Source organism: Nocardia concava NBRC 100430, assembly GCF_000308815.1.
Lineage (GTDB): Bacteria > Actinomycetota > Actinomycetes > Mycobacteriales > Mycobacteriaceae > Nocardia > Nocardia concava.
Genome location: NZ_BAFX01000086.1, coordinates 109,451 through 133,052 on the forward strand (window position 1 = coordinate 109,451; position 23,602 = coordinate 133,052).

Annotated in this window: 31 protein-coding genes; 9 read left to right on the plus strand and 22 right to left on the minus strand. The window is 68.6% G+C overall.

All coding sequences use genetic code 11. The features are described from left to right. Window positions 1–5 precede the first annotated feature (5 nt). The 6 genes from ruvB to pdxT form a co-directional block, all read right to left on the minus strand. Complete coding sequence (gene ruvB, locus ON43_RS20285) at window positions 6–1,100, minus strand: Holliday junction branch migration DNA helicase RuvB (RefSeq protein ID WP_040809689.1); 1,095 nt, start codon at window positions 1,098–1,100, stop codon at window positions 6–8. A 6-nt stretch (window positions 1,101–1,106) separates the two neighbouring features. Further along, window positions 1,107–1,712, minus strand: a complete 606-nt coding sequence (gene ruvA / locus ON43_RS20290) for a Holliday junction branch migration protein RuvA (protein WP_040809690.1) — start codon at window positions 1,710–1,712, stop codon at window positions 1,107–1,109. Then, entirely contained in the window at window positions 1,709–2,278 is a 570-nt protein-coding gene (gene ruvC, locus ON43_RS20295) for a crossover junction endodeoxyribonuclease RuvC (protein WP_040809691.1), read from the minus strand. The genes ruvA and ruvC overlap by 4 nt, the downstream gene beginning before the upstream one ends. Window positions 2,279–2,374: 96 nt before the next feature. Further along, window positions 2,375–2,815 carry a hypothetical protein gene (locus ON43_RS20300; protein WP_040809692.1) on the minus strand — a complete coding sequence of 147 codons (441 nt, stop codon included), beginning with the start codon at window positions 2,813–2,815 and terminating at the stop codon, window positions 2,375–2,377. Window positions 2,816–2,999: 184 nt separating this feature from the next. Further along, window positions 3,000–3,752, minus strand: coding sequence for a YebC/PmpR family DNA-binding transcriptional regulator (locus ON43_RS20305; protein WP_040809693.1), 753 nt, complete (start codon window positions 3,750–3,752; stop codon window positions 3,000–3,002). A 116-nt stretch (window positions 3,753–3,868) separates the two neighbouring features. Continuing rightward, on the minus strand, window positions 3,869–4,492 hold the full coding sequence (pdxT, locus tag ON43_RS20310) for a pyridoxal 5'-phosphate synthase glutaminase subunit PdxT (protein WP_040809694.1): 624 nt from the start codon (window positions 4,490–4,492) through the stop codon (window positions 3,869–3,871). Window positions 4,493–4,703: 211 nt separating this feature from the next. Between pdxT and ON43_RS20315 the strand changes: the two genes are divergently transcribed. Further along, window positions 4,704–6,395 carry an APC family permease gene (locus ON43_RS20315; protein ID WP_040809798.1) on the plus strand — a complete coding sequence of 564 codons (1,692 nt, stop codon included), beginning with the start codon at window positions 4,704–4,706 and terminating at the stop codon, window positions 6,393–6,395. 54 nt (window positions 6,396–6,449) lie between these two features. Here the strand turns inward: ON43_RS20315 and ON43_RS20320 are convergent, their stop codons facing one another. Continuing rightward, a complete protein-coding gene (locus ON43_RS20320; RefSeq protein WP_040809696.1) occupies window positions 6,450–7,301 on the minus strand; it encodes an acyl-CoA thioesterase in 852 nt (283 codons plus the stop codon). Between the two features lie 89 nt (window positions 7,302–7,390). Between ON43_RS20320 and ON43_RS20325 the strand changes: the two genes are divergently transcribed. The 4 genes from ON43_RS20325 (at window position 7,391) to ON43_RS20340 (ending at window position 11,187) form a co-directional block, all read left to right on the plus strand. After that, the gene (locus ON43_RS20325) at window positions 7,391–8,425 is read left to right on the plus strand and encodes an alpha/beta hydrolase family protein (protein WP_040809698.1); all 1,035 of its coding nucleotides are present in this window, start codon (window positions 7,391–7,393) and stop codon (window positions 8,423–8,425) included. Next, window positions 8,422–9,630: a saccharopine dehydrogenase family protein gene (locus ON43_RS20330; protein ID WP_040809700.1), complete on the plus strand. Its 1,209-nt coding sequence runs from the start codon at window positions 8,422–8,424 to the stop codon at window positions 9,628–9,630. The genes ON43_RS20325 and ON43_RS20330 overlap by 4 nt, the downstream gene beginning before the upstream one ends. A gap of 89 nt (window positions 9,631–9,719) precedes the next feature. Then, complete coding sequence (locus ON43_RS20335; protein WP_051178787.1) at window positions 9,720–10,568, plus strand: phage repressor protein; 849 nt, start codon at window positions 9,720–9,722, stop codon at window positions 10,566–10,568. Between the two features lie 7 nt (window positions 10,569–10,575). Then, complete coding sequence (locus tag ON43_RS20340; RefSeq protein ID WP_040809702.1) at window positions 10,576–11,187, plus strand: nucleoside/nucleotide kinase family protein; 612 nt, start codon at window positions 10,576–10,578, stop codon at window positions 11,185–11,187. Window positions 11,188–11,191: 4 nt separating this feature from the next. On the opposite strand, the gene ON43_RS20345 is transcribed toward ON43_RS20340, so the two are convergent. Both ON43_RS20345 and ON43_RS20350 read right to left on the minus strand, forming a co-directional pair. After that, window positions 11,192–11,680, minus strand: a complete 489-nt coding sequence (locus ON43_RS20345; protein ID WP_040809704.1) for a nuclear transport factor 2 family protein — start codon at window positions 11,678–11,680, stop codon at window positions 11,192–11,194. 50 nt (window positions 11,681–11,730) lie between these two features. Further along, on the minus strand, window positions 11,731–12,366 hold the full coding sequence (locus ON43_RS20350; RefSeq protein ID WP_040809706.1) for an HD domain-containing protein: 636 nt from the start codon (window positions 12,364–12,366) through the stop codon (window positions 11,731–11,733). A 96-nt stretch (window positions 12,367–12,462) separates the two neighbouring features. On the opposite strand from ON43_RS20350, the gene ON43_RS20355 reads away from it, so the two are divergent. Then, complete coding sequence (locus tag ON43_RS20355; RefSeq protein ID WP_040809708.1) at window positions 12,463–13,422, plus strand: GlxA family transcriptional regulator; 960 nt, start codon at window positions 12,463–12,465, stop codon at window positions 13,420–13,422. A 49-nt stretch (window positions 13,423–13,471) separates the two neighbouring features. On the opposite strand, the gene ON43_RS20360 is transcribed toward ON43_RS20355, so the two are convergent. Both ON43_RS20360 and ON43_RS20365 read right to left on the minus strand, forming a co-directional pair. After that, window positions 13,472–14,281 (minus strand): alpha/beta fold hydrolase, encoded by an 810-nt coding sequence (locus ON43_RS20360; protein WP_040809710.1) that lies wholly within the window; start codon window positions 14,279–14,281, stop codon window positions 13,472–13,474. A gap of 51 nt (window positions 14,282–14,332) precedes the next feature. Beyond that, window positions 14,333–15,172 (minus strand): MHYT domain-containing protein, encoded by an 840-nt coding sequence (locus ON43_RS20365; protein WP_083913562.1) that lies wholly within the window; start codon window positions 15,170–15,172, stop codon window positions 14,333–14,335. Between the two features lie 500 nt (window positions 15,173–15,672). On the opposite strand from ON43_RS20365, the gene ON43_RS20370 reads away from it, so the two are divergent. Continuing rightward, a complete protein-coding gene (locus ON43_RS20370; RefSeq protein ID WP_157514119.1) occupies window positions 15,673–16,122 on the plus strand; it encodes an MmpS family transport accessory protein in 450 nt (149 codons plus the stop codon). A 77-nt stretch (window positions 16,123–16,199) separates the two neighbouring features. Here ON43_RS20370 and pdxS read toward each other — a convergent pair whose 3' ends face one another. The 10 genes from pdxS to ON43_RS20420 form a co-directional block, all read right to left on the minus strand. Continuing rightward, entirely contained in the window at window positions 16,200–17,102 is a 903-nt protein-coding gene (pdxS, locus tag ON43_RS20375; RefSeq protein WP_040809802.1) for a pyridoxal 5'-phosphate synthase lyase subunit PdxS, read from the minus strand. A gap of 168 nt (window positions 17,103–17,270) precedes the next feature. After that, a complete protein-coding gene (locus ON43_RS20380) occupies window positions 17,271–17,843 on the minus strand; it encodes a hypothetical protein (protein WP_040809714.1) in 573 nt (190 codons plus the stop codon). Further along, a complete protein-coding gene (locus ON43_RS42635; RefSeq protein WP_051178769.1) occupies window positions 17,840–18,565 on the minus strand; it encodes a DUF6286 domain-containing protein in 726 nt (241 codons plus the stop codon). Before ON43_RS42635 ends, ON43_RS20380 begins: the two co-directional genes overlap by 4 nt. Next, window positions 18,562–18,894 (minus strand): Asp23/Gls24 family envelope stress response protein, encoded by a 333-nt coding sequence (locus ON43_RS20390; RefSeq protein ID WP_040809716.1) that lies wholly within the window; start codon window positions 18,892–18,894, stop codon window positions 18,562–18,564. The genes ON43_RS42635 and ON43_RS20390 overlap by 4 nt, the downstream gene beginning before the upstream one ends. Next, window positions 18,891–19,079 carry a hypothetical protein gene (locus ON43_RS20395; protein ID WP_040809717.1) on the minus strand — a complete coding sequence of 63 codons (189 nt, stop codon included), beginning with the start codon at window positions 19,077–19,079 and terminating at the stop codon, window positions 18,891–18,893. The genes ON43_RS20390 and ON43_RS20395 overlap by 4 nt, the downstream gene beginning before the upstream one ends. A gap of 27 nt (window positions 19,080–19,106) precedes the next feature. Continuing rightward, complete coding sequence (locus tag ON43_RS20400; protein WP_040809719.1) at window positions 19,107–19,616, minus strand: Asp23/Gls24 family envelope stress response protein; 510 nt, start codon at window positions 19,614–19,616, stop codon at window positions 19,107–19,109. A gap of 92 nt (window positions 19,617–19,708) precedes the next feature. Further along, entirely contained in the window at window positions 19,709–20,020 is a 312-nt protein-coding gene (locus ON43_RS20405; RefSeq protein ID WP_040809720.1) for a hypothetical protein, read from the minus strand. After that, window positions 20,017–20,394 (minus strand): Asp23/Gls24 family envelope stress response protein, encoded by a 378-nt coding sequence (locus ON43_RS20410; protein ID WP_245568672.1) that lies wholly within the window; start codon window positions 20,392–20,394, stop codon window positions 20,017–20,019. The genes ON43_RS20405 and ON43_RS20410 overlap by 4 nt, the downstream gene beginning before the upstream one ends. Next, window positions 20,391–20,975: an Asp23/Gls24 family envelope stress response protein gene (locus ON43_RS20415; RefSeq protein WP_040809722.1), complete on the minus strand. Its 585-nt coding sequence runs from the start codon at window positions 20,973–20,975 to the stop codon at window positions 20,391–20,393. The genes ON43_RS20410 and ON43_RS20415 overlap by 4 nt, the downstream gene beginning before the upstream one ends. Continuing rightward, window positions 20,966–21,526 carry an RNA polymerase sigma factor gene (locus tag ON43_RS20420; protein ID WP_040809724.1) on the minus strand — a complete coding sequence of 187 codons (561 nt, stop codon included), beginning with the start codon at window positions 21,524–21,526 and terminating at the stop codon, window positions 20,966–20,968. Before ON43_RS20420 ends, ON43_RS20415 begins: the two co-directional genes overlap by 10 nt. 157 nt (window positions 21,527–21,683) lie before the next feature. Here ON43_RS20420 and ON43_RS20425 point away from each other — a divergent pair, with 157 nt between their 5' ends. Further along, window positions 21,684–21,896, plus strand: a complete 213-nt coding sequence (locus ON43_RS20425) for a CsbD family protein (protein WP_040809726.1) — start codon at window positions 21,684–21,686, stop codon at window positions 21,894–21,896. A gap of 315 nt (window positions 21,897–22,211) precedes the next feature. On the opposite strand, the gene ON43_RS20430 is transcribed toward ON43_RS20425, so the two are convergent. After that, the gene (locus ON43_RS20430) at window positions 22,212–22,880 is read right to left on the minus strand and encodes an EthD domain-containing protein (RefSeq protein ID WP_040809728.1); all 669 of its coding nucleotides are present in this window, start codon (window positions 22,878–22,880) and stop codon (window positions 22,212–22,214) included. Between the two features lie 121 nt (window positions 22,881–23,001). Between ON43_RS20430 and ON43_RS20435 the strand changes: the two genes are divergently transcribed. Further along, the gene (locus ON43_RS20435) at window positions 23,002–23,592 is read left to right on the plus strand and encodes a hypothetical protein (protein ID WP_157514120.1); all 591 of its coding nucleotides are present in this window, start codon (window positions 23,002–23,004) and stop codon (window positions 23,590–23,592) included. The last annotated feature ends 10 nt before the right edge of the window (window positions 23,593–23,602 follow it).

Here is a 23,602-nt window from a genome sequence, read left to right on the forward strand (position 1 = left end):
AACAGCTACGGCTCGAACAGATCCAGATCCAGTTGCGGTTCGCGGGGGCGGACCTCGATGGAACCGAAGACCAGGTCCGGCGGGGGCACCAAGCCCAGGTGCTCCCACGCGGCCGCGGTAGCGACGCGACCGCGCGGGGTGCGGGCCACCAAACCGGCTCGGACGAGGAAAGGTTCGCAGACTTCCTCGACGGTCGCGGCTTCTTCGCCCACGGCGACAGCAAGAGTCGAGACGCCGACCGGGCCGCCGTTGAAACTGCGGATCAAGGCTCCGAGGACCGCGCGGTCGAGGCGGTCCAGGCCGAGGACATCCACGTCGTAGACGGCCAAAGCAGCATGGGCGATTTCGACCGTCACCAGGCCGTCGGCCTTGACTTCGGCGTAGTCGCGGACGCGGCGCAGCAGACGGTTGGCGATACGCGGCGTGCCTCGGGAGCGGCCGGCGATTTCGGCGGCGGCGTCGGATTCCAGGCGGACGCCCAGGATTCGGGCCGAGCGTTCGAGGATCTGCTGGAGTTCGCCGGGCTCGTAGAAGTCCATGTGGCCGGTGAAGCCGAAGCGGTCGCGCAGCGGGCCGGTCAGCGCGCCGGAGCGAGTTGTCGCGCCCACCAGGGTGAATGGGGCGATGTCGAGGGGGATCGAGGTCGCGCCCGGGCCCTTGCCAACCACCACGTCGACGCGGAAGTCCTCCATGGCGAGATACAGCATTTCCTCGGCGGGCCGGGCCATGCGGTGGATCTCGTCGATGAACAGGACATCGCCCTCGACGAGATTGCTGAGCATGGCGGCGAGGTCGCCCGCGCGTTCCAGGGCGGGGCCGGAGGTGAGGCGCAGGGCGGTGCCGAGCTCACCGGCGATGATCATGGCCATACTCGTCTTGCCCAGACCCGGTGGGCCCGAGAGCAATACGTGGTCGGGCGTGCCGCCGCGCAGTTTCGCGCCGCGCAGCACCAGCGCCAGCTGTTCGCGCACGCGCGGCTGGCCGATGAAGTCGTCGAGGGACTTCGGGCGCAGGCTGGCCTCGATCTCCCCGTCGGATTGCAGATAGCTTGCGCTGACGGCGGATTCGGTGTCGTCGAAGTCCTCGAGATCGTCGCTCATGCCGGCCTAGCGATTCTTGCCGAGCAGCCCGAGCGCCGTGCGCAGCGCCTGCGAGGTTCCGATGCCGGGCTCGTCGGCGAGCACCGCGTCCACCGCGCCCTCGGCCTGGCGGGCCGGGAATCCGAGTCCGATGAGCGCCTCGACCACCTGCTCGCGCACCGGCGTGACCGCGGGCGCCGAACCGGATCCGGGCGGACCGGACTGGACGGGAACAAGATTCACCTTGTCGCGCAGCTCGACCACCATGCGCTCGGCCCCGCGCTTGCCGACACCGGGCACCCGGGTCAGCGCCGCCACATTCGATTCGGCCAGGGCCTTGCGCAGCGCCTCGGGTTCGAGCACCGCGAGCACCGCCATGGCCAGCTTCGGGCCGACACCGGACACGGTCTGCAGCAACACGAACAGCTCCCGCGCCTCGGTGTCGGCGAAGCCGAACAGCGTCATGGAGTCCTCGCGCACGATCATGGTCGTGTAGAGCCGCGAATCCTCGCCGCGAGTCAGTCCGGCCAGCGTGGAGGGCGTCGCATTGAGCCGATACCCGACGCCTGCGGCTTCGATCACCACATGGTCGAGTCCGATCTCGAGCACTTCGCCGCGTACCGACGCGATCACCGCGTTACCGCCTTCCGTTGCTGGGCAAGCCTTTCCTCGTACATGCGCCGCTGCCGTTCAGCCAGTGCCTCCGCTTTGGCCATGCGTTCGAGCATGGGCGCGCGCCAACAATGGCAGATGGCCAGAGCGAGCGCGTCGGCGGCATCGGCGGGCTTGGGTGCGACGGCCAGCCCGAGGATACGGGTCACCATGGCGGTCACTTGCGCCTTGTCCGCCGAACCGTTGCCGGTGACGGCCGCCTTCACCTGGGACGGGGTGTGGAAATGCACCGCGATCCCCCGCCGCGCGGCGGCCAGCGCGATCACGCCGCCCGCCTGCGCGGTGGCCATGGCGGTGCGCACATTGTGCTGGGAGAAGACGCGTTCGATGGCAACGACTTCCGGCTTGTGCGTGTCCATCCACGCCTCGGCGGCATCGGCGACGAGCAGAAGTCGTTGCGCCAGCTCCATTTCCGGCGGCGTGCGCACCACATCGACCTGCACCATGGACACCTGGCGCCCCATGCTGCCGATGACCATGCTGAGCCCACACCGGGTGAGCCCGGGGTCGACGCCCATCACCCGCACCGAAACCCCTCTCACCGTGAACGAACAACTGTTCGAGAGTCTAACGGAACCTCGCGGCGACATTGTCCATCGACACGGGCTGGGCCGGGTGCGGAATCAAGAACCGCTACCGCTGGGCGCGGGCGCCGGGCGGTTGTTGTCGACTGTGGCGCTGAGATATTCGATACCGGTCACGAAGCCCGGCTTGAATTCATCGGGGCCGTCCTTCCAGCTGGGCGAGCTCCAGGTGCCGTCGGGCTTCATCTGCGGGGGATCCATTTGCCTCGGTCCCTGCTCCCAGTGGCCGGGGCAGTTGGCCGGTACTCGCGCGGTGGAGTGGGCGGCGACCCAGACCGACGAGTCGTAGCCGTCGATGAACCGCTGGCAGGACACCCGGATCCGGACGCGGTAGGCGTCGTCGGTGTCGTTGCGGCAGGTGCTGCCGTTGCAGGACACCCCGTCGGCGAGGTCCTTGGCGAAGGCCGCCGGGGCGAGCATCCCCGTGCCGGTGGCGATCAGGGCGGCAGCGCCCAGACCGATCAGCAACCGTTGAGCCATGCGTGAATCAACTCCCATCCATCGTGACCCGACCCGATAGTGATCTTGTCGCACAGGAGGTTTGGGGCGCATCGGGGAAGACCCCGAGGGGACCCCGGAATCTCGGTGGCGCACACCCGATTACGCGTGAACGCGACGCGGGCCGCATCCCTGGGGAATGCGGCCCGCGGAGTCGTTCTCGCGTTTACGCGTCGAGCTCGGCCAGCACCTCGTCGGAAATGTCGACATTGGTGTAGACGTTCTGCACGTCGTCGCTGTCCTCGAGCGCGTCGACCAGCTTGAACACCTTGCGCGCGCCCTCGGCGTCGAGCGACACCGACATCGACGGCTGGAAGCCCGACTCGGCGGAGTCGTAGTCGATACCCGCCGCCTGCAGCGCCTTGCGGACCTCGACCAGATCGCCGGGCTCGGAGATGACCTCGAACTGCTCGCCCAGGTCGTTGACCTCCTCGGCGCCCGCGTCCAGCACCGCCATCAGCACGTCGTCCTCGGACAGGCCGTTCTTGTCCAGGGTCACGATGCCCTTGCGGTGGAACAGGTACGACACCGAACCCGGGTCGGCCATATTGCCGCCGTTGCGGGTCATGGCCACGCGCACCTCACCGGCGGCGCGGTTGCGGTTGTCGGTGAGGCACTCGATCAGGATGGCGACGCCATTGGGGCCGTAGCCCTCGTACATGATGGTCTGCCAGTCGGCGCCGCCGGCCTCTTCACCGCCGCCGCGCTTGCGCGCGCGCTCGATGTTGTCGTTGGGCACCGACGACTTCTTCGCCTTCTGGATGGCGTCGTACAGGGTCGGGTTGCCGTCCGGGTCACTACCACCGGTGCGGGCCGCCACCTCGATGTTCTTGATCAACTTGGCGAAGAGCTTGCCGCGCTTCGCGTCGATCCCGGCCTTCTTGTGCTTGGTGGTGGCCCATTTGGAGTGGCCGCTCATTCCCTACTTCCTCGTTTCAGGGGGCTTCGTTCGTCAATCGCAACGTACCCGCCCCGGCGGACGGACAGCCGCACCAGTCTACTCGAGTGGCCGCTCAGACCCCGGCGCGTGCCCGATCAGACCCCTGCGCGCGGGCGGACCACGGTGTCGACGAACAGCTTGTGCACGCGCAGATCACCGGTCACCTCGGGATGGAAGGAGGTGGCGATGACATTGCCCTGCCGCACGGCGACGATGCGCCCGGCGGCGGGACCGGAGGGGACGGTCGCCAGCACCTCGACGCCGTCACCCGCTTTCTCGACCCAGGGAGCGCGGATGAAGACCGCGCGCACCGGGCCGTCGGACAGGCCCGCAAAATCGATATCGGCCTCGAAGGAATCGACCTGACGGCCGAAGGCATTGCGGCGCACGGTCATATCGATGCCGTGCAGCGGCTTCATGTCCGGGCGGGTGTCGAGCACCTCCGACGCCAGCAGGATCATGCCCGCGCAGGAGCCGTAGGCGGGCAGACCGTCGCGCAGGCGCTGCTTCAAAGGCTCGAGCAGTTCGAAGACTTCCAGCAGTTTGCTGATCGCCGTGGATTCGCCGCCCGGGATAACCAGACCGTCAATGGCGGCCAGCTCGGATTCGCGGCGCACGGGCACCGCGGTCGCTCCGCAAGCCTCGAGCGCGTGCACATGTTCGCGCACGTCTCCCTGCAGTGCCAGCACGCCAATTGTCGGTTTCACGCCGTCGAGCATACGTTTGCCGGTGGTTGTGGCCCTGCTCACCCAGGGTGTCAGGGTTTCGTTAGGACCAGTGTCCAATTCGGTTGCGCGGGGAACACTCGCGCAGGTGACTGATCTGCTACCGCAAACCTCGCCCGGGCCGCGTGGTGGTGTCGACGCGCCGCCGCCGCAACGGCACGGGCTGACCGTTTCGACCGGCCTGGCCGGACTCTCCCTCGACGCCATGGCCTCGGTCGCCTACGGTCCCGAGGCGATCGTGCTGGTGCTGGCCGCGGCCGGAGCCGCCGGGCTGGGCTTCACGCTGCCGGTGACGCTGGCCATCGTGGTGCTGCTGGCCGTGCTCATCGCGTCCTACCGGCAGGTGATCGCGGCGTTCCCGAACGGTGGCGGCGCGTACGCGGTGGCGAAGGAACGGCTGGGGCATCGCACGAGCCTGGTGGCGGCCGCGTCACTGATCGTGGATTACGTGCTCAATGTGGCGGTGTCGATCGCGGCGGGTGTCGCGGCGCTGACGTCGGCGTTCCCGGGGCTGTTGCCCTATACGGTCTGGATCTGCCTGGCTATCCTGGTCGGCATCACGGTTCTGAACCTCTACGGCATTCGGGAGAGCGCGCGGGCCTTCATGGCTCCGACCGTGGTGTTCGTCCTCGGCATTCTCACGGTGATCGTCGCCGGTCTGCTGCGGGCCGAACCCGCGACCGTCGCCACCGGGGCGGCGGTGTCCGAGGATGCCCGCACCATCGGAATCCTGTTGCTGCTCAAGGCCTTCTCCAGCGGATGCGCGGCCCTGACCGGTGTCGAGGCGATCGCCAACGCGGTGCCCAGCTTCGCGCAGCCGCGGGTGCGGCGGGCGCAGCGGGCCGAGGTGGCGCTGGGGGTGCTGCTGGGCATCATGCTGATCGGGCTGGCGACCCTCATCGAGAAATTCTCCATCCATCCGATCGAGGGCACGACCGTGCTGTCGCAGCTGACCGAGGCGGCGCTGGGGCACGGAACCGGTTACTACATCGTGCAATTCGCGACCGTCATCCTGCTGGCGCTGGCGGCCAACACCTCCTATGGCGGGCTGCCGACGCTGACCAAGATCCTGGCCGACGACAACTGCCTGCCGCACCGGTTCGCGGTCACCTCGCCGCGGCAGGTGTACCGGTTCGGCGTTCTCGCCCTGGGCATTTCGGCGGCGGTGCTACTGGTCGCCTCGCGCGGCAATATGAACGCCCTGGTTCCGCTGTTCGCCATCGGCGTGTTCGTGGGCTTCACCATCGCGCAGGTCGGCATGGTGCGGCACTGGCTGGCCACCCGCGGCCCGGGCTGGCAATGGCGGATCGGGCTCAACGGTTTCGGCGCGCTGCTGACCTTCGTGGCGCTGATCGTCACCACCGCCATGAAGTTCACCGAGGGCGCGTGGCTGATCGTGCTGGTGCTGCCGCTGCTGGTGCTGGCCATGGAGCGGGTGCGCAAGACCTACGGCCGCATCGCCGGGTGCCGCGGCGCGGGCTGCGTGCCCGCCGAACCGCGCGCCACCGAAACCGCCATCGTGGTACCGATTTCGGAGGTGTCGGAGCTCAGCCGCGAGGCGCTGTCGGCGGCCATGTCGCTGGGCCGCGATGTGACGGCCGTGCACGTGTGCCTGCCCGGGGAGAACATCACGGTGTTCACCAAGGAATGGGAGGCCTGGCATCCCGATGTGCGGCTGCTCCTGCTCGAGGACGGCGATGCGACCGTCGGCGGTCCCGTCGCGCGCTACGTCCGCGACAATTTCGCCGGGCGTCGCAAGGTGGTGGTGATCGCCGAGATCGAACCGCCCGCCGGCTGGAATCACGTGCTGCCCAGTCACCGCAGTGACGAGTTGGAGCGAGTACTGCGCAGGATGCCGGACACCGTGGTGTGTCATCTTCGGGTACAGACCGCCTGAAAACGCGAGCGCGCCGGGAACTTTCGTTCCCGGCGCGCTCGATTCGTCTGCGGCTCAGGCAGTTCCGGGCGGGTACGAGGCCGCCTGCGGGTCACGGAAGGTGCGGATCAGCCCCTCCTGCATGACCACGGCCACCAGCTCCCCCGCCTGATTCCAGATCCGCCCGCCGGTCAGCGCGCGCCCGGCCCCGGCACTGGGCGATTGCTGGTCGTAGAGCAGCCAGTCATCGGCGCGGAAGGGACGCAGGAACCACATGGCGTGATCGAGCGACGCATTCTGGGTGGGCTCGTCCGGGTGGATGACCTTCGAGGAGCCGAGCAGCGTCATATCGCTCATGTAGGCCAGCGTGCACACATGGAACAGCGCGTCATCGGGCAGCGGATGCCGGTACCGGAACCACACCTGCTGCTGCGCGATGGTCCCCTCGCGGCGGTCCACCTCCTCCTGCGGGATGGTCCGGATGTCCCAGTGCTCCCATTCGCGCATGGCCCACAAACGCTCCGGGCTCATGGACTCCTTGGCGTCGGGCAACTCCAGCGGCGGCGGCACCGTGGGCATCACATCCTGATGCTCGGGCCCCTCGTCACCGACATGGAACGAGGCCGACATGGTGAAGATGGCCTCCCCGTTCTGCACCCCGGTCACCCGCCGCGTGCAGAACGAGCGCCCGTCGCGAATCCGGTCCACCAGATACACGGTCGGCTGCTCCGGATGCCCCGGCCGCAGGAAGTACCCGTGCAGCGAATGCACCTGATAGTGCGGATCCACCGTGCGCACCGCCGCCACCAGCGCCTGCCCGGCAACCTGCCCGCCGAACGTGCGCGGCAGCTGCGTCTTGGTGGACGCGCCACGGAAGATGTCACGCTCGAGCTGCTCTATCTCGAGCGCCTCTTCGATCGTCGCCATGCACCCGTCCCTTCGAGTTCGTCGGGCTCAGGCTAACAACCGCGCAAATCTATCGTTTTACAGACGACCGTTTCTGCTACGATAGTTTCATGAGTTGGAAGCGCAGGGCTCTGATCGCCACGAGTTGCGTTGCCGCCCTCGCACTCTCGGCGGGCGGATGGGTGATCGCGCAGAACGACTTCGCGATTCGCGAGGAAAGGGTCACCATCACGGGCGGGGTCCAGCCGCTACAGGGCGTGCTGGCCCTGCCCGAGCACGGCGAAAAGCCGTTCGGGCTGGTGGTTTTCGTGCACGGCGACGGCGCGGCCGACGCGACCCGCGATTCCTTCTACCGGCCGCTGTGGGAATCCTTCGCGCGCGCCGGGTACGCGTCGCTGGCCTGGGACAAGCCCGGGGTCGACGGCGCGCCCGGGAATTGGCTGGACCAGAGCATGCACGATCGCGCGGTCGAGACCGAGGCGGCGATCGCGTGGGCGCGCGGGCGACCCGAGATCGACGGGAACCGGATCGGCGTGTGGGGCATCAGCCAGGCCGGGTGGGTGCTGCCCGAGGTCGCGGCGCGGCATCCGGAACTGCGGTTCATGATCCTGGCCGGACCGGCGATCAACTGGCTGCGGCAGGGCGAATACAACCTGCGCGCCGAGTTGGCGGAACGCCATGCCGCACCGCAGGAGGTCGAGGCCGAATTGCGGCGGCGCGAGAGCACGCTGTCGCTGCTGCGCGAGGGCGCGGATTACGCGCGCTATCGCGGCGCCACCACCGATTCGCCGCCCATGTCGGAGGACCGCTGGCGGTTCGCCAGCCGGAACTATCTCGCCGATGTGACCGAAACCCTTCCGGGCCTTCGGGTTCCGACGCTGCTGTTGCTCGGCGAGCACGATCTGAATGTCGATGTGGCCGAAACCGAGCGCGTCTATCGAGCCCTGGTCCCCGCCGGGCTGCTCACGGTCCGGACCTTTCCCGACGCCTCCCACAACCTCGTGAAGTTCGACCTCGACAAGCCCGACAGCGTGCGCTCGTTCCTGGTCGCATTGTTCGCCCCCCGATCCCTGTACGCGCCGGGCTATCTGGACACCCTGCGTCGCTACGCCGCCGACCTCGAAATGACAGGTGACACACCATGAAAGTCCTCGCCCTGGGCGGCGCCGGCGCGATGGGCGCGGCCGCCGTCGAGACCGCGTCCACGCTGCTGGGAGTCACGCGGATCGTCATCGCCGACCGGAACGAGCGGGCCGCGACGGCCGCGGCCGTCCGGCTGAGCGGGGCACGGGTGCCGGTCTCGGCCATGGCCCTCGACGTCACCGACGCTGTCGCGTTGCGGGACGCGCTGTCGCGGGTGGATGTGGTGCTCAATACCGTTGGCCCGTACTACCGATTCGGGTTGACCGTGCTGCGCGCGGCGATCGACACCGGCACGCACTACCTCGATATCTGTGACGACTGGGAGCCGACCGTCGAGATGCTGGCGCTGGACGGCGCGGCCCGCGATGCCGGGGTGTGCGCGATCGTCGGCATGGGAGCCAGCCCCGGCATCAGCAATCTGCTCGCGGCGCTGGCGGCGGCCGAGCTCGACACCGTCATCGACGCGTATACCGCGTGGCCGGTGGATGTTCCGGGCACGGGCGACGAGGAACTGCTGCAAGCCGACGGCACTCCCCCGGCCGCGGCCGTGCACTGGATGCAGCAGACCAGCGGCACCATCACGGCGGTGGCGGCGGGACGGCTGGCCGAGCAGCGGCCCCTGCGACCGGTCGTGCTCACCCTGCCCGGCGGTCGGCGCGGCACCGCGTACACGGTCGGTCATCCCGAGCCGATCACCTTGCAGCGCAGCCTGAAACCCGTCGGCGACGCGGCCAACCTCATGATCGTGACGCCGTGGACGCTGGCGTACCTCGACGTGCTGCGCCGAGACATCGACGCGGGGGTGCTGACCAATGAGACGGCCGCCGGCCAGCTGGCTCGGCCGTCACTCGGGCGGCTGGCCCGCTCGGTGCCGAGGGCGGTCCGGGCCAAGGGTCCGGGCGATCTGCCGCCGTTCTTCGCGGCGCTGTCCGGGGTGCGGGCCGGGCGGGAATGCCGGGTGCTCGCGCATCTCGACCGGTCGGTCGTCGAGAACGGCCCGGCCGGTAGCCTCTTCGGCGATATGGCACGGGCGACCGGGATCCCTTTGGCGCTGGGCCTGTCTCAGCTCATCGACGGCACCGCCCGCCGACCCGGCGTGCATCCGCCCGAGGAGGTCGTCGATCCACGGCGGTTCTTCGCCGATCTGGGCCGCGAGTTGGGCAGTATCGGTTCGCCGGTGGTCATGGAGCGCGAGCCGGTGGCATGACCGGGGCGGTCATCGAAATCGTGGAGCGAGGAGTGCGGGCGTTGGACGACCAGGGTGTCGAGATCACCACGCGGACGCTCGTCGAGAGCATGATCCGCGAGGACGCCACCATCGACGCCGGGGAGTTGTACGACGTCGCGGCGGCGCTGGGCATGAGCGATCAGCAGGTGCGCCTGTGCATCAAACGGCTCGTCGCCGAGGGCCGGTTCACCCACGAGGGCCGCGGCCGCAAGGCGGTGCTGCGGGCCACGGAGAACACCCGCGGGGCAATCGAACCCGAACTCGAGTACCTGCGATTCATGTACGCCCAGGACCGTGGGCTGGCACCGTGGGACGGCGTCTGGCATCTGGCGGCCTTCGCGGTGCCGGAATCCCATCGCCAGGCCCGCGACGCCATGCGCGACGCCCTCGTATACCTCGGCGGCGCGGCGATCCAGGGCGGCCTGTACGTGTCGGCGAACGCCTGGGAGCACCGAATCGCTTCGACGGCAACCGAACTCGGCATCGAATCCCACCTCACCATGCTGACCAGCACGGACCTCTCCGTCGGCGGCATCACCGACGGCGTCGAACTCGCGGCCCGCCTCTGGCCCCTGGAGCGACTCGCCGCCGGACACCGCCGCTTGCTGACGACCGCCGAACGAATCCTGCCCGCGGTTCCCGCCGCCGACCCGACCGAAAAACTCACCCTCGCGCTCACGCTCGCAGCCGAATTCGACCGCGCCGTCGAGCCGGATCCACTGCTGCCGCCCGAACTGCTTCCCCGGCCCTGGATCGGTGCGACCGCCCGCGCCGCCGCCGCCGAATGCTGGGCGGCGCTCAATGCGTCTCCCCTGCCGCCGATCCGGCTCTTCCGCTGGTACGCGGAGGTGATCGGCGAGATCACCGAGCCCGGCATCGCGGACCGGGCGCGGACGGGCGCAAGCGCTCGGCGATGATGGTCTCGTGCCCGCTTTCACCGCCATCACCCCCGACGGACTGCTCGACCTGATCGCCGAACGGGCGATGGGGATGCGGGGGTATGCGATGATCGCGGTGGACGGTGCGGATGCGGCCGATCCGGTGGCGGTGGCGGGCGGGGTCGCGGAACGGCTTCGGGGGCAAGGGCGACCGGCGGAGGTGGTGTCGCTGCATGATTTCGTGCGGCCCGCGTCGGTGCGCCTGGAATACGATCGGGACAGCGAATTCACTTATCGCACCGGGTGGTTCGACTATGCGGCGGTGAATCGTGAAGTGCTGAAATCACTTCGGGACGGCGGACGGTATCTGCCCGCTTTGTGGGACGAGCGGGCCGATCGTTCGGCGCGCGCCCGGATTCGTGAGGCCGCCGAGGGCACGGTGCTGTTTCTCGCGGGCCCCATGCTGCTCGGACGCGGCCTCGACTTCGATCTGACCGTGGCCCTGCGCATGTCGGAGGGTGCGCTGCGGCGGCGCACGGATGCGGACGAGATGTTCACCGTCGACGGGCTGCTCGAATATCAGCGTGAGCATCCCGAGGAGCCCGACCTGCTGGTGGCCTGGGATCACCCGGACCGACCGGCACTGCGCAACGGCTGAGCGGTCAGCGGTCGCGGAAGTCGGCCAGGGCGTCCTCGGCGGTAGCCGGGGCGAACGGTTTGACGGCCGTCACCCGGAACTCGCGCAGGCGCGGCAGCGGGCCGCCGTCGTCGACGAGGATCCAATCGTGGTGGGTGCGGGCGGTCATCGCCTGGTCGCCAGCCGCGATGCCCTGCCAGGCGAAATCGATCGCGGCCCGGATGGTGCCGTCGGCGGCGCGCGATACCTCGAGGTGCTCCACGCGGTGCGCGCTGGCCTCCACCGCCCCGGCGGTCCGGGTGTACCACTGCGCGATCTGTTCGGGCGTCTCGGCCGCACTGCCGTCGGACAGGTGCAGCACGGCGTCGTCGGTCACCAGTTCCAGGATTCGCGCCGGATCCTTGGCGGGCGGCTCGATCAGATGCACCCAGGCGTAGACGAAGGCCAGCACCCGATGTTCCAGCTCGGATTCGACCAGCGCGGCACGCAACTGCTCAATCGTCGACTCGGACATAGCTGGCACTGTAGTCCGTCTACCTGCGCGAACCCCGGAGGCGGCGGGCTTCACTCCTTCCACGGCGAGTTGCGGATCACCTCCACGAAATCGTCGCGTTCGAAGCCCGGCGAGAAATGTTCCAGGACATCGGCTTTGACATTGCCGAAGGTGGTGCGCGGGCGATGCTCGATACCGGCGGTGAAGGCGGCGAGGATGCGGCGTTTGAAGTCGGGGCGCGGGTGGGCGGTGGTCACGGCATTGCGCTGGTCCTCGGTGACGTCGTCGTAGCCGAGGCCGAGCACGTCCAGTTCGACGCCCGCGGTGACCAGTGCGATCTCGGGGGCCATGCGGGCCGGGATCTCCGGGGTGGTGTGCAAGGCGATTGCGGTCCAGGCGATTTCGGCTCGTTCGGCCGGGATGCCGTGCGCGATCAGGAAGTCGCGGGCGTCGTCGGCGCCGTCGATCTCGAAGCGCTGCGCGGACTGCCGGTGCCGGGTGGTCAGGCCCAGGTCGTGGAACATGGCGGCGACGTAGAGGAGTTCGGCGTCGTAGTCGAGACCGCGGCGGGCGCCCTGCAGTGCGCCGAAGAGGTAGACGCGGCGGGAGTGGTCGAAGATCACCTCGTCGGCGGTGTCGCGGACCAGGGCGGTGGCCTCGCGGGCCAGGCGGCTGTCGGGGATGGCGATATCGGCAATGCGTTCCATGGCAATCACATTCGCGGACCGGGTGGGTGCGGCGCTGTGTCCTTCAGGACAGGAAACCCACAGATCCGGACATGGTGGGCTGCTAGCTTGGGAACAGTGAGCAAGAAGCGGATCGCGGTGCTGGCGTTCGACAATGTCCGGCTGCTCGACGCCACGGCCGTGCTGGAAGTGTTCAGCACCGCCATCGCCCTGGGCGGGCGCTACGAAGTGACGCTGTGTTCGCCGACCGGAGCGCCGGTCACCACCGCGGCGGGCACCCGCCTGCTCGTGGATGCCGCGGCCGCCGACATCGGGCGCACCCACACACTGATCGTTCCGGGTGCAGACCGATTTCCGCTCGCCCCCGTCGGCGACGAGATCCTCGACGCCGTCCGCGCCCTCTCGACCGGTGCGCGCCGAACCGCCTCGGTCTGCACGGGCGCATTCGTCCTGGCGCAAGCCGGATTGCTGAAAGGCCGTCGGGCGACCACACATTGGCGGCATACCGACCGGCTGGCCCGCGCGTACCCGTCGATCACCGTCGACCCCGACGCCATCTACGTCCGCGACGGCCGCTTCGTGACCTCCGCCGGGGTCAGCGCCGGACTCGATCTGAGCCTGGCCCTCATCGAGGAGGACGAGGGTGCCGACCTCGCCCGCGAAGTCGCTCGGGAACTGGTCGTCTTCCTCCGCCGACCGGGCGGCCAATCCCAATTCTCGGCCGCCTCCCGCACCGCACTCCCCCGCCGCGACGACCTCCGCACGGTCGTGGAGGCGATATTCGCCGACCCGGCGGCAGACCATTCCCTGACCACCATGGCGTCCCGGGCGACCGTCAGCACCCGCCAACTGACCCGCCTGTTCCGCGACGAATTCGATACCACCCCGGCGGTTTTCGTCGAGTCGGCGCGCGTCGAAGCCGCCCAATCCATGCTCGAATCCGGCGAGTCGGTCACCTCCGCTGCCCAGCGCTCCGGCCTGGGCAGCGACGAATCCCTGCGCCGAATCTTCCTGCGCCGATTCGGCATCACCCCCTCCGCCTACCGCAACCGTTTCCGCACCGCCCGCCGCGCATGAGGCTCGAGTCGTGCACTCCGGAAGCGGCCGGGTCCGCCGTCTGTTCGGGTTAGCGGCGCGAGAACTGCCCGAGCCGGGCCTGATCGAGGAACTCGAGTACCAGCGGGCTGGCCGTCGAACGGAATTCCTCGAAATAGGCGTGTCTGGCCTGCGGGATGAGATGCATTCGGGCGCCGGGTATCCGGCCCGCGAGCAGCTCGGCATTGGCTGTGGGATTGAATCGGTCGTCGGATCCGTGCACGACGAGTGTCGGGGCGATGATGCTCGGCAGCACATCCCAGGCGTCATGCCGGGCGCTCGCGCGCAGGTGCTGGCGGCGAGCATGATCCGACATCGCCGGGTCACCCAGGGTGTGGTGCGGGCCGGGGTGCCTGGCCAGGTAGGCCGGGGTGTACATGAGCTCCGCCAACGCGCGCTGGGCCGCGTCCGCGTCCGGCTGACTCAACGCACGCCGTACCTCGGCGCTGCGTTCGACACTGTGCGCGCCACCGGGAGACGTGCACCCGAGGACCAGCGCTCGCACTCGGCCCGGGTGATCGACGGCGAGCCACTGCGCGACACGACCACCCATCGATGTTCCGTAGACGTCGGCTCGATCGATGCCGAGATGGTCCATGACGGCCAGCACGTCGGTGGCGAATCCACGGGTGCTGTAGGAATCGTCGTCGGGTGCGGCGCTGCGCCCGGTGCCTCGCCAGTCCAGCACCACGACTCGGCGGGCGCCCTCGAAGTCCGGGCACGCCGCATCCCACCAGTGATGTGTATTCGACTGTCCGGCAAGCAGAATCAACGGGATACCCCGCGATCCACGGACTTCGTAATAGATCTCGACAGCGTCGAGACTGGTCGCGTAGGGCACGACATCAGCCTAGATGGCGGCCCTACGGCGTCCGCTCCGAGGACGCGGCGTTCAGAGCCGGCGGTGGCGGGGGTCGAAAGATTCGGTCGGGTAGTCGTCGGCGGGCTTGGTCTCGGCGCGGCGGGCGGGCCAGAAGCGGCTGGCGTACTGACCGCGGATGCGGCTCAGATCGGGCTCGTCGATCTCGGTGATGCCGACCTGGAAGAGCATGAGCATGGTGGCCATGCTGACCGCGATGATCAGCGGCGCCAGCAGCTGCCCGGCCTGCGCGCCCGAGGGCGCGTGCATGTGGCCGGAGACGTGCGCGCTCATCGAGAACATGCCCGTGTAGTGCATGCCGCACACCGCGATTCCCATGATGAGGGCCGCGCTCACGGTCGCGAGAATGCCGCTGACATGCAGCGCGAACCACAGCGCCGCGGTGGCCGCGACCACCGCGATCACGATGGACAACAGCACCACCCACGGGTCGTACTGCACGGCCGCATCGGTTTTCATGGCGTACATACCCGAGTAGTGCATCGCGCCCACGCCGAGCCCGGTGATGGTGCCGCCGGTGATCAACGCGAACGCCTCCCCGTGCTGATGCACGACGATGTACAGCCCCAGCCACACCACCCCCATCGCGATGGCGGCACTGAGCAGCGTGATCGGCACGTTGTATCGAATCGTGGTGTCCTGCACCGAGAATCCGAGCATCGCGATGAAATGCATGACCCAGATCCCCGTGCCCCCGAGCGCGATCGCCCCGGTCACGATCCAGCCCCCGTGCCCGTTCTGATTCCGCGCCCGCACCATGCACCGCAATGCCAGCAACGAGCCGGTGACGGACATGATGTAGGCCAGGGTCGGCGTAAGCCACCCATAGGTGAATTGGTCGATTTCCAGCATGCGGGCTCCTTGCCAGAAAGGCGATATGTGACGGTTCACCGGTGACTGAGCCGAACACTAGCGAGAAAACACCAGGCAGTAAATTTGCCGCAGTACAGTCCGAAAAAAGTAGCTGAGTTTGCTGGCCGGTATGCACGCAGGTAGCCAGGGGTATGGCCCACCCCCGCTCCGCCCCACCGCCCTCCCCGCGTCATGTCTCCAGCCCTTGACACCTAGCACTCAGCCCGCAACCCCAAAAGGGCCGAAAGTCCCTCGCCCCCAATGCATTCACCCACCACCCTGAAACCCTCACCTCGCGACCCCCGTTCGGAACCATCTATTTCCGCCCGACACAACCGATTCGACGACGGATTCCACGACGGATTCGACGACCCATTCCCGCGCCCGAATGCCCGTTCTCATGGCGGAATTCCGCTGATACGGTTCCGCACCGGTCTACAGAAAACACAGTTCCGAGGGGTTGTATGACATACCAAGGCATGCCGGCACAGGGTTATCCGATGCAAGCGCCGCCGCCCAAGAAGCGCAAGATCTGGCCGTGGATCGTGGGCGCGCTGCTGCTGTTCATCGTGCTGCCGTTCGCCGCGTGCACGGCACTGGTCGGCAAGGCCGCCCACGAGGTCGACAAGGAGTCCAAGCGCACGGTGGACATCACCTACGAGGTGACCGGCAGCGGCGAGGGCACCTACGCCAAGCCCTCGATCACCTACAGCACCGGTGACACCGGATCGGGCAACGCCAGCTCGGCCCAGCTGCCCTGGTCCAAGAACATCACGCTGACCGGTCTGCTCAAGTTCGCCAACCTGACCGCCACGTCCGCCGACGACGACGCGGCGACCATCACCTGCCGAATCAAGCAGGGCGACAAGGTGTTGGCGGAGAACACGGCCACCGGCTCGCTGGCGTTCGTGACCTGCAACGCGGATCTGAGCAATATCACCGGGAAGTAGTGCCAGAACGCGAAACCGCCGGGTTCCCCTCGAGGAGAACCCGGCGGTTTGGTCGTATTCGTTTGCCGCTGAGCCGATTACCAGCCGCGCTCGGCGAGGCGGTGGGGCTGGGGGATTTCCTCGACGTTGATGCCGACCATGGCCTCGCCCAGGCCGCGGGAGACCTTGGCCAGGACGTCGGGGTCGTCGTGGAAGGTGGTGGCCTTGACGATGGCGGCGGCGCGCTCGGCCGGGTTGCCGGACTTGAAGATGCCGGAGCCGACGAAGACGCCCTCGGCGCCGAGCTGCATCATCATGGCGGCGTCGGCGGGGGTGGCGATGCCGCCGGCGGTGAACATGACGACGGGGAGCTTGCCGGTCTCGGCGACCTCGCACACCAGCTCGTAGGGAGCCTGCAGTTCCTTGGCGGCCACGTACAGCTCGTCCTTGGACAGCGAGGTCAGGCGGCGGATCTCGGCGCGGATGGTGCGCATGTGGGTGGTGGCGTTGGAGACGTCGCCGGTGCCGGCCTCACCCTTGGAGCGGATCATGGCCGCGCCCTCGGTGATCCGGCGCAGGGCCTCGCCCAGGTTGGTGGCGCCACACACGAACGGCACGGTGAAGGCGAACTTGTCGATGTGGTTGGCGTAGTCGGCCGGGGTCAGCACCTCGGACTCGTCGATGTAGTCGACACCGAGGGACTGCAGGATCTGCGCCTCGACGAAGTGGCCGATGCGGGCCTTGGCCATGACCGGGATGGAGACCGCGGAGATGATGCCGTCGATCATGTCCGGATCCGACATGCGGGACACGCCGCCCTGGGCGCGGATATCGGCCGGGACCCGCTCGAGCGCCATGACCGCGACGGCGCCGGCGTCCTCGGCGATCTTGGCCTGCTCCGGCGTGACGACATCCATGATCACACCGCCCTTCAGCATCTCGGCCATGCCGCGCTTGACGCGGGCGGTACCGATGGTGGGGGTGGTGTCGGGCGTGGTCACGGCAAACTCCTGGGTCATGTGGGCCAATCGGATCGCGGTCGATCTCGGTGGATCGCGGAGAAACGAACATCCTGATTCTAGGCGGCTGGCCGTGGGCCCTAGATAGCCAGTCCGACACGACTGGACTGGTCACCCGCGGCGCAGTGGCCCCCATCACAGACCGCTGAGCTATTGCGGGGCAATTCCCTTGTCCGCCAACCGGAATTCCATGCTGACCGGTATGACAGGCACCGCGAGCGCCTCCCGCAGCCTGGGCACGGCCTCACCGAGAATCCGCCGCCGCAGCGCCGTCAGGTCGGCGCCGGCCGCCGCGGTCACGATCAGGTACAGCTCCGGCTCCCCACCCGGACCCGACAGCACCGCCGTCGCCGCACCGACCTCCGGATATCCCTCGATATCGGCCGCCACCGCTCGCGCCGCGACCGCCGAGGACAGGGTCGTACCGCCCGCCGCCGCCGGATCCGACAGCTCCCAGGCCACGGCCTTGGGCACCCGTCGCAATTGAGCGGCCACCCAGCGCAGGCAGCCCAGGCCGATCACGACCGCGGCGATCGCGATGACCACCAGCACCCAGGTGGGCGGTGCGGCGATCCCCGGCGTCACCGGATCCCCCGAACGCACCCACGGCAGCCTGCTGTCGAAGGCGGCCAGCGCGTACCCGCCGACCGCCAACAGGGTCAACCCCGCCAAGGCCAGCAGGGCCCGGTTCAACCTGGCGGGCTTGTTCAATGACGACGTCATCGCCGGGCTCCTCTCCGCGCCGCGCGAACCTGCGTCCGAACCCGCGAGTCCGCCATACCGATTCGTTTCAGCGCACGCGAAACCGTGTCCGCCACAGCGTCGTCCGCGCCGGCTCGCAGCGAATCCCGCGATGCGGTGCTCACCCGGTCGGCGCGGCCGTCCGGCGATGGCGCGGAACGCGGTTGCGCGCCCGGCTCTTCCGGCAGGAAGGCCGGAACGGGGCTCACGGGCACCGCGGACGCGACCGGGGCCATGCCGGTGTCGACCGGGGCCAGGTCGGACCAGGCCGGGGCCGGATCGGACGCGGCCGGGTGTGCGTGGGTGGCCGCGACCCGTATCTTCCCGCGCCCCACCTTGATCCGGTGCGCGGCGACGCCGGGCAGGGCGTCCACCTCCCTGGCCAGGGCGGAGCGCACACTGCGGCGGGTCACACCGGCGGCGCTGCCGTCGAGATCGGCCAGCGGGACAACGACCGGGCGGCCGGGCAACAGGGCCGCCACGAGCAGCAGCAGGCCGAGCGCCATCGCGACAACCCCCACGACCGCCACGATCGCGTCGGTCCACTCGATATCGTGCAGCCGGATCGCCAGGGCGTCGTAGGAGACGAGTTCCCTGCCGCCGGTGAGCCGCTGGATCAGCGAGATCACGGTGACCAGACACAGTGCGAACACCGCCAGCGCCACCACGACGGCCGGGACGCTGCGGCGCGGCCGCCGGATCACCGGACCCTCCGCGTGGATCGTGCGGCGGCGGTGTCGGTTTCGAGGACCAGGGCCGTCACCGTGATCTCCACCTCGGTCACCGCCACCCCGGCCAGCTCGGCCGCGCGCCGGATCAGATGCCGTCGGCATTCCTCGGCGACCCGGGCCACCGGCAACGGATACCGGATCGGCAGCGACACCCGCAGCGCCGCCCGATCGCCCGACAGTTGCGCTCGCACCGCGACGTCCGGTTCGACACCGTCCACTTCGCATGCCGCCCGCGCCGCGATGCGCCGCACCGCGCGCTCACTGACCGTGGTCCGGCCGGGCGGATCGGCGACGACGGTCACCGCCGGCCCCGATCACGCGCGGACCGCAGCAGACCGGACAGATCCACGTCGCCGTCGATCCAGCGACCGATCAACAATCCCAGCCCCGCGAAGACCAGCACGATGGCGAAGGCGCCCAGGCCGCCGAAGGCGGCGGCGAAACCGAGCGCGATCCCGAGGGCCAAACCGATCGATGTGGCGTTCACCTGCGACTCCTCTGCTCGGCGGGGCGGCTACTGGACGCGGGTACCCGAGGGCTGCTCGTCGTCGTCGCCGTCGATGTAGACGTCGTTGACGTTGATGTTGACCTCGACCACCTCGAGCCCGGTCATCTGCTCGATGGCGGCGATGACGCTGCGGCGGATCGAACGCGCCAGCTCCGCGATGCTCACGCCGTATTCGACGACGATCTCCAGGTCGACCGCGGCCTGCGTCTCCCCGACCTCGACCGAGACGCCCTGCCCGATGCTGGCCGAGGCGCCGGGGATGCGGTCGCGGATGGCGCCGAAGGCCCGGGCCGCGCCGCCGCCGAGGTCGTGCACACCGCGCACATTGCGCGCGGCCAGGCCCGCGATCTTCTGCACCACGATGTCGGAGATGGTGGTGGTGCCCTGCTCGGAGTGCAGGGCACCGGTGCGCTCCGAATCGTTTCGGGCGGAACCCGATTCGACGGCCCGCGGCCGGGAACCCTTGGCGTCGGCGGACTTCGAGGTATCGGTCTTGGCGGTATCGGTCGCGGTCATTTCTTCCTCCTGAATCCCTTGCGTTGGAACGGATGAACGGAAACTGCACTGATTCGGACCCGGCCTCGGACGCGGGCTCACGGCGGGGTGATTCACGTCATGCCGTCGCCTTCCAGTGCGGCGGCCTCCAGCTCGGCGACGACCAGCCGTACCGTGGCGTCGGCCCAGCGGGTGCCCGCCAGCACCGGTGCGACGGCCTCGGCGACCCGGTCGGCGAGCGGCCGCAGCGGCAGTTCGGTGGCGACGACCCGGATCTCCACCACGTCGGTCCCGAGTTCGATGGCGGTGCCGCGCAACGGTTTGGGCAGCCAGGCGATATCGGTCAGCACGGGTACCAATCGCACGCCCGGCACCGCGCCCACCGCCTCGGCGAGCGCGTCGATCAACTCGGTGGGCGCGTTCACCGGGCCTCCGGTTCCATGTCGACGATGAGCACCGACACCTCGTCGACGGTGACCCCGATCCGCTCGAACACGGTGTCGATCACCGCGCGCTGCACGGCCGCGCCCATCTCCGCCGCGGCCCGTTCCGCCGCGATGGCGATCTCGAGCCGCACGCCGAGCGCGCCCTCGGACGGATTGTGTATCCGGACGCCGTCGGTGCTGGCGCCCTCGTAGCCCGACCACAGTTGCTTGCCCGCGCGCGTGAGTCCGGCAACCAGTCCGCGCAGGCCGGGCTCGACGCGGACCACGCCGGGCACCTGGGCCGCGGCCCACGCGGCGACCGCTGCGACCACGTCATCGGCGACGATCAGCTCGGTGCTTCCGGACAAGGTCACCGCTTCCCTTCCTGATAGACATCCACAATGGAGATGTCCAGGCGACCAACCAGCAAACCTGTCTGCGCGGATGCCGCGGCGGTCACTCGCTCGCGCACCCGGGGAACCAGGCCCGGGATGCCGTCGCCGATCACCGGCACAGCGATGGTCATGGAGATGTGCACGATGGATTCGCCGCCCGGACCGGTGCCGACCACCTGCATGCGACAGCGGCGGGCGCGCACCCCCGGTACCGAGTCGGCGGCGTAGCGCAGCACGACCGCCGCGGCCTGCTCGCTCACCGCGACCGTGCCGGGATGCGGCGTCACCAGTTCGAGGGTCGCGCCGCGCCGCAGCTCGGCGCGGACCGCGGACATGATGCGGTCGAACAGGTCCGGTGGGTCGGGTGTGGGTTCGTCGATGAGTTCGAGGGTGGCCTCGCGCAGTCCGAGCAGGCTCGCGCGCGCGGTCCGGCAGTGTGGGCAACTCATCTCGTGCGCGTCGCCGGACCCGTTCTCCACCGCGTCCAGGCGTTCCCACACCCGTTCCAGGCCACGGCCGCAGGGCAGGAGGTAGTCCTCGTCGGTATCGGTCACCGCCATGGCTTCATCACCTCCGCCAACTGTGCTCGGGCCCGCGCGATCCGTCCCCGGACCTGGGTGGGATTCGCGCCGACTATGTCGCCGATCTCTTCGTAGGAGCGTCCGTGCACCTCCCGCAGCAACCAGCAGGCCCGCTGCTCGGGGGTGAGCAGCCGCAGTGCCGCGGTGAGCGCCTCGAGCTGGCCGTTGACCTGGGTGGCGTGTTCGGGAAGGGTGTCGGTGCGCGGGGATTCGGCGGTGTCGAGATCCACGCCGACGACGGCCTGCCGCTTGCGCAGCGCATTGAGGCACCGGTTGGTGGTCATGCGGTAGAGCCATCCGGCGAACGCGGCGTCGTCCTGCAGCTGGGCGATGCGACGCCAAGCGGTCAGGAACACCTCCTGCACGATGTCCTCGGCCTCGGCCCGGTCGCCGAGCATCCGGGACGCGAGCCGGTACATCGGGCCCTGATAGCGCAGCAACAGCTGCTCGAAGGCCCGCACGTCGCCGTCGCGCACCCGCCCGGCCAGTGTCGCGTCGTCGGGCGCGAGCGCGGTCTCCGAGTGGGTCACAGCACCTCCTCCTCGCTCCACGCAGTACGACACCGCCGCGGGCAGATCCTCACGCCGAATTATGAGTGACGGTTGTCTCAGAGTTTGCTACGTGAGGATCCGGCATGCCGGGGCATCCCGTATACGTACCCGTTCACTACAGCGGAGAGAGGTTGCGATGTCGTTCAGCGAGGAGATCGAGAACAAGGCTCAGGACCTCGGGGGCAAGGCGAAGGAGGCCGCGGGCAAGCTCGCCGGTGATGACGAGCTGCGCGCCGAAGGCAAGGCCGACCAGCTCGAGGCCGGTCTCGGCAAGGCCGTCGACAAGGTCAAGGGTGCGGTCCAGGGCGCGGTGAAGGCCGTCGAGGACAAGTTCGGCGGCAAGGGCTAGATCCGCATCGGCCGGACCGGTGCACCGGTTCCGCGGTGGGGCGTCACATGGTGGCGCCCCACCGGCGGTACGGCTCCGATGCTGCTAGTTCGCTGCTGTGTGCTGGTCGCTCACAGCGGGCCGATCACGAAGATCGTCGCCCAGTACTCGGCGGCCGACGGACCCATCAACGGCTCCAGAAAGTCATAGAGCAGGTAAGACACGAAGAACTTCCACCTTCCACACACGGTCCGCCGATTCCATTGCGCGGCAAACCTTCCCAGACACTAGCGGAGAATGCGCTTTCGATCACGGGAAAGTTTCCGCCGCTATGAATCAGCCCAGCGTGTAGACGTATCGGCTCGTAGGCACCAGATCCAGATCGAGATGCGCCCCGAAGCTCACCACACTCTCCATCATCCGAGTCACCCGCCGCTGCAATTCGGCATCGTCATCCCCCGCCCCGTAGAAGGCATGCGCACTGGTCATGGCCGCCATCGGGAACAACTCCTCGACGAGCGCATCCACCCGTTTACCCGAGGTGACAGGTTCGCTGACAGTGTTCTGCACATACCCGAACGTGTCCTGCGTCTCGATGGCCACCGGCGTATGCAGGTCATGCCACCGATGCAGCCACTCCTCCCGAGTCAGATTCTCCGGAATCCGCAGAATCGCGATATTGGCCAGGGCGTCGGTCCGCACCCCGTCCTCGACCTCCGGCGGCACGATCGGCCTGCGCTCCTCCACGACCCACCCGTTCACGTCCTCCGCCAGGGCCCCCAGCACAGCCGTAACCGCCTCATGCCCACCCTCGGTCCACACACTCACCACCGCATCGATCGGCGCGTCATAGGTGCTGTGCCGAACCTGAGCCGCCTCCACATCCTCATCTCGCACATTCACCTGCAACGCCGTAACCCCCACCCCCGCCAACTCTTTCCGCAACTCCTCCCCCCGAAGCCGCTCTCCCAACCCCGCACCCCACAACGCATACATCAACTTCATGCCGTAATTCCTTGCCACAGATCACCATTGATCGCCCCAAGGTAACCGCTCGCCACGCCCGAAATACGAGTTTTCCCGGCAGATCCCACCCACCGGACCGCTTCCGGGCACGATGACGACCATGACCCATTTCGCTGCGACCGTCTGCCTGCCCGGCGAACTGACCCGGTCCGAGCTGTACCCGCACCTGCGCCGGGTACTCGCGCGATATGACTACGACCGCGAAGTGGAGCCGTACATCGAGTTCACGAAGGCGGAGCTGATCGCCGAGGGACGCCGCTCGATCACCGTCAGCGGACCACCGGACCGACTGCATTGGACCGACGAACAGGTTTACGACCACTGGATCAGTCAGTACGAACCGTGGGAAATCGGCCCCGAAGGCGAGACCTACACGACCCGCAATCAGCAAGGGCAGTGGGACGGCTGGGTGATCCGCGGAAAATTCGACCCGCTGTGGGTCGTGTCCACCGCGGACGGCAGGGACGAACCGACGCGCACGGACACCGCGCGGCTGCGCGAGATCTCCCCCGACTCACTCACCGCCACCTACGCCTTGGTCGACCTGAACGGTGACTGGCACCAACGCCGCCCGGTCCCGTACTGGGACGAAGATCCGGTGGGCGCCGAGGACTGGGATCGCACCTACGCCCTCCTGCTCGCGGCGCTACCGACCGACACCTGGCTGATCCAAGTCGATTGCCATTCCTGATCACCCAGCC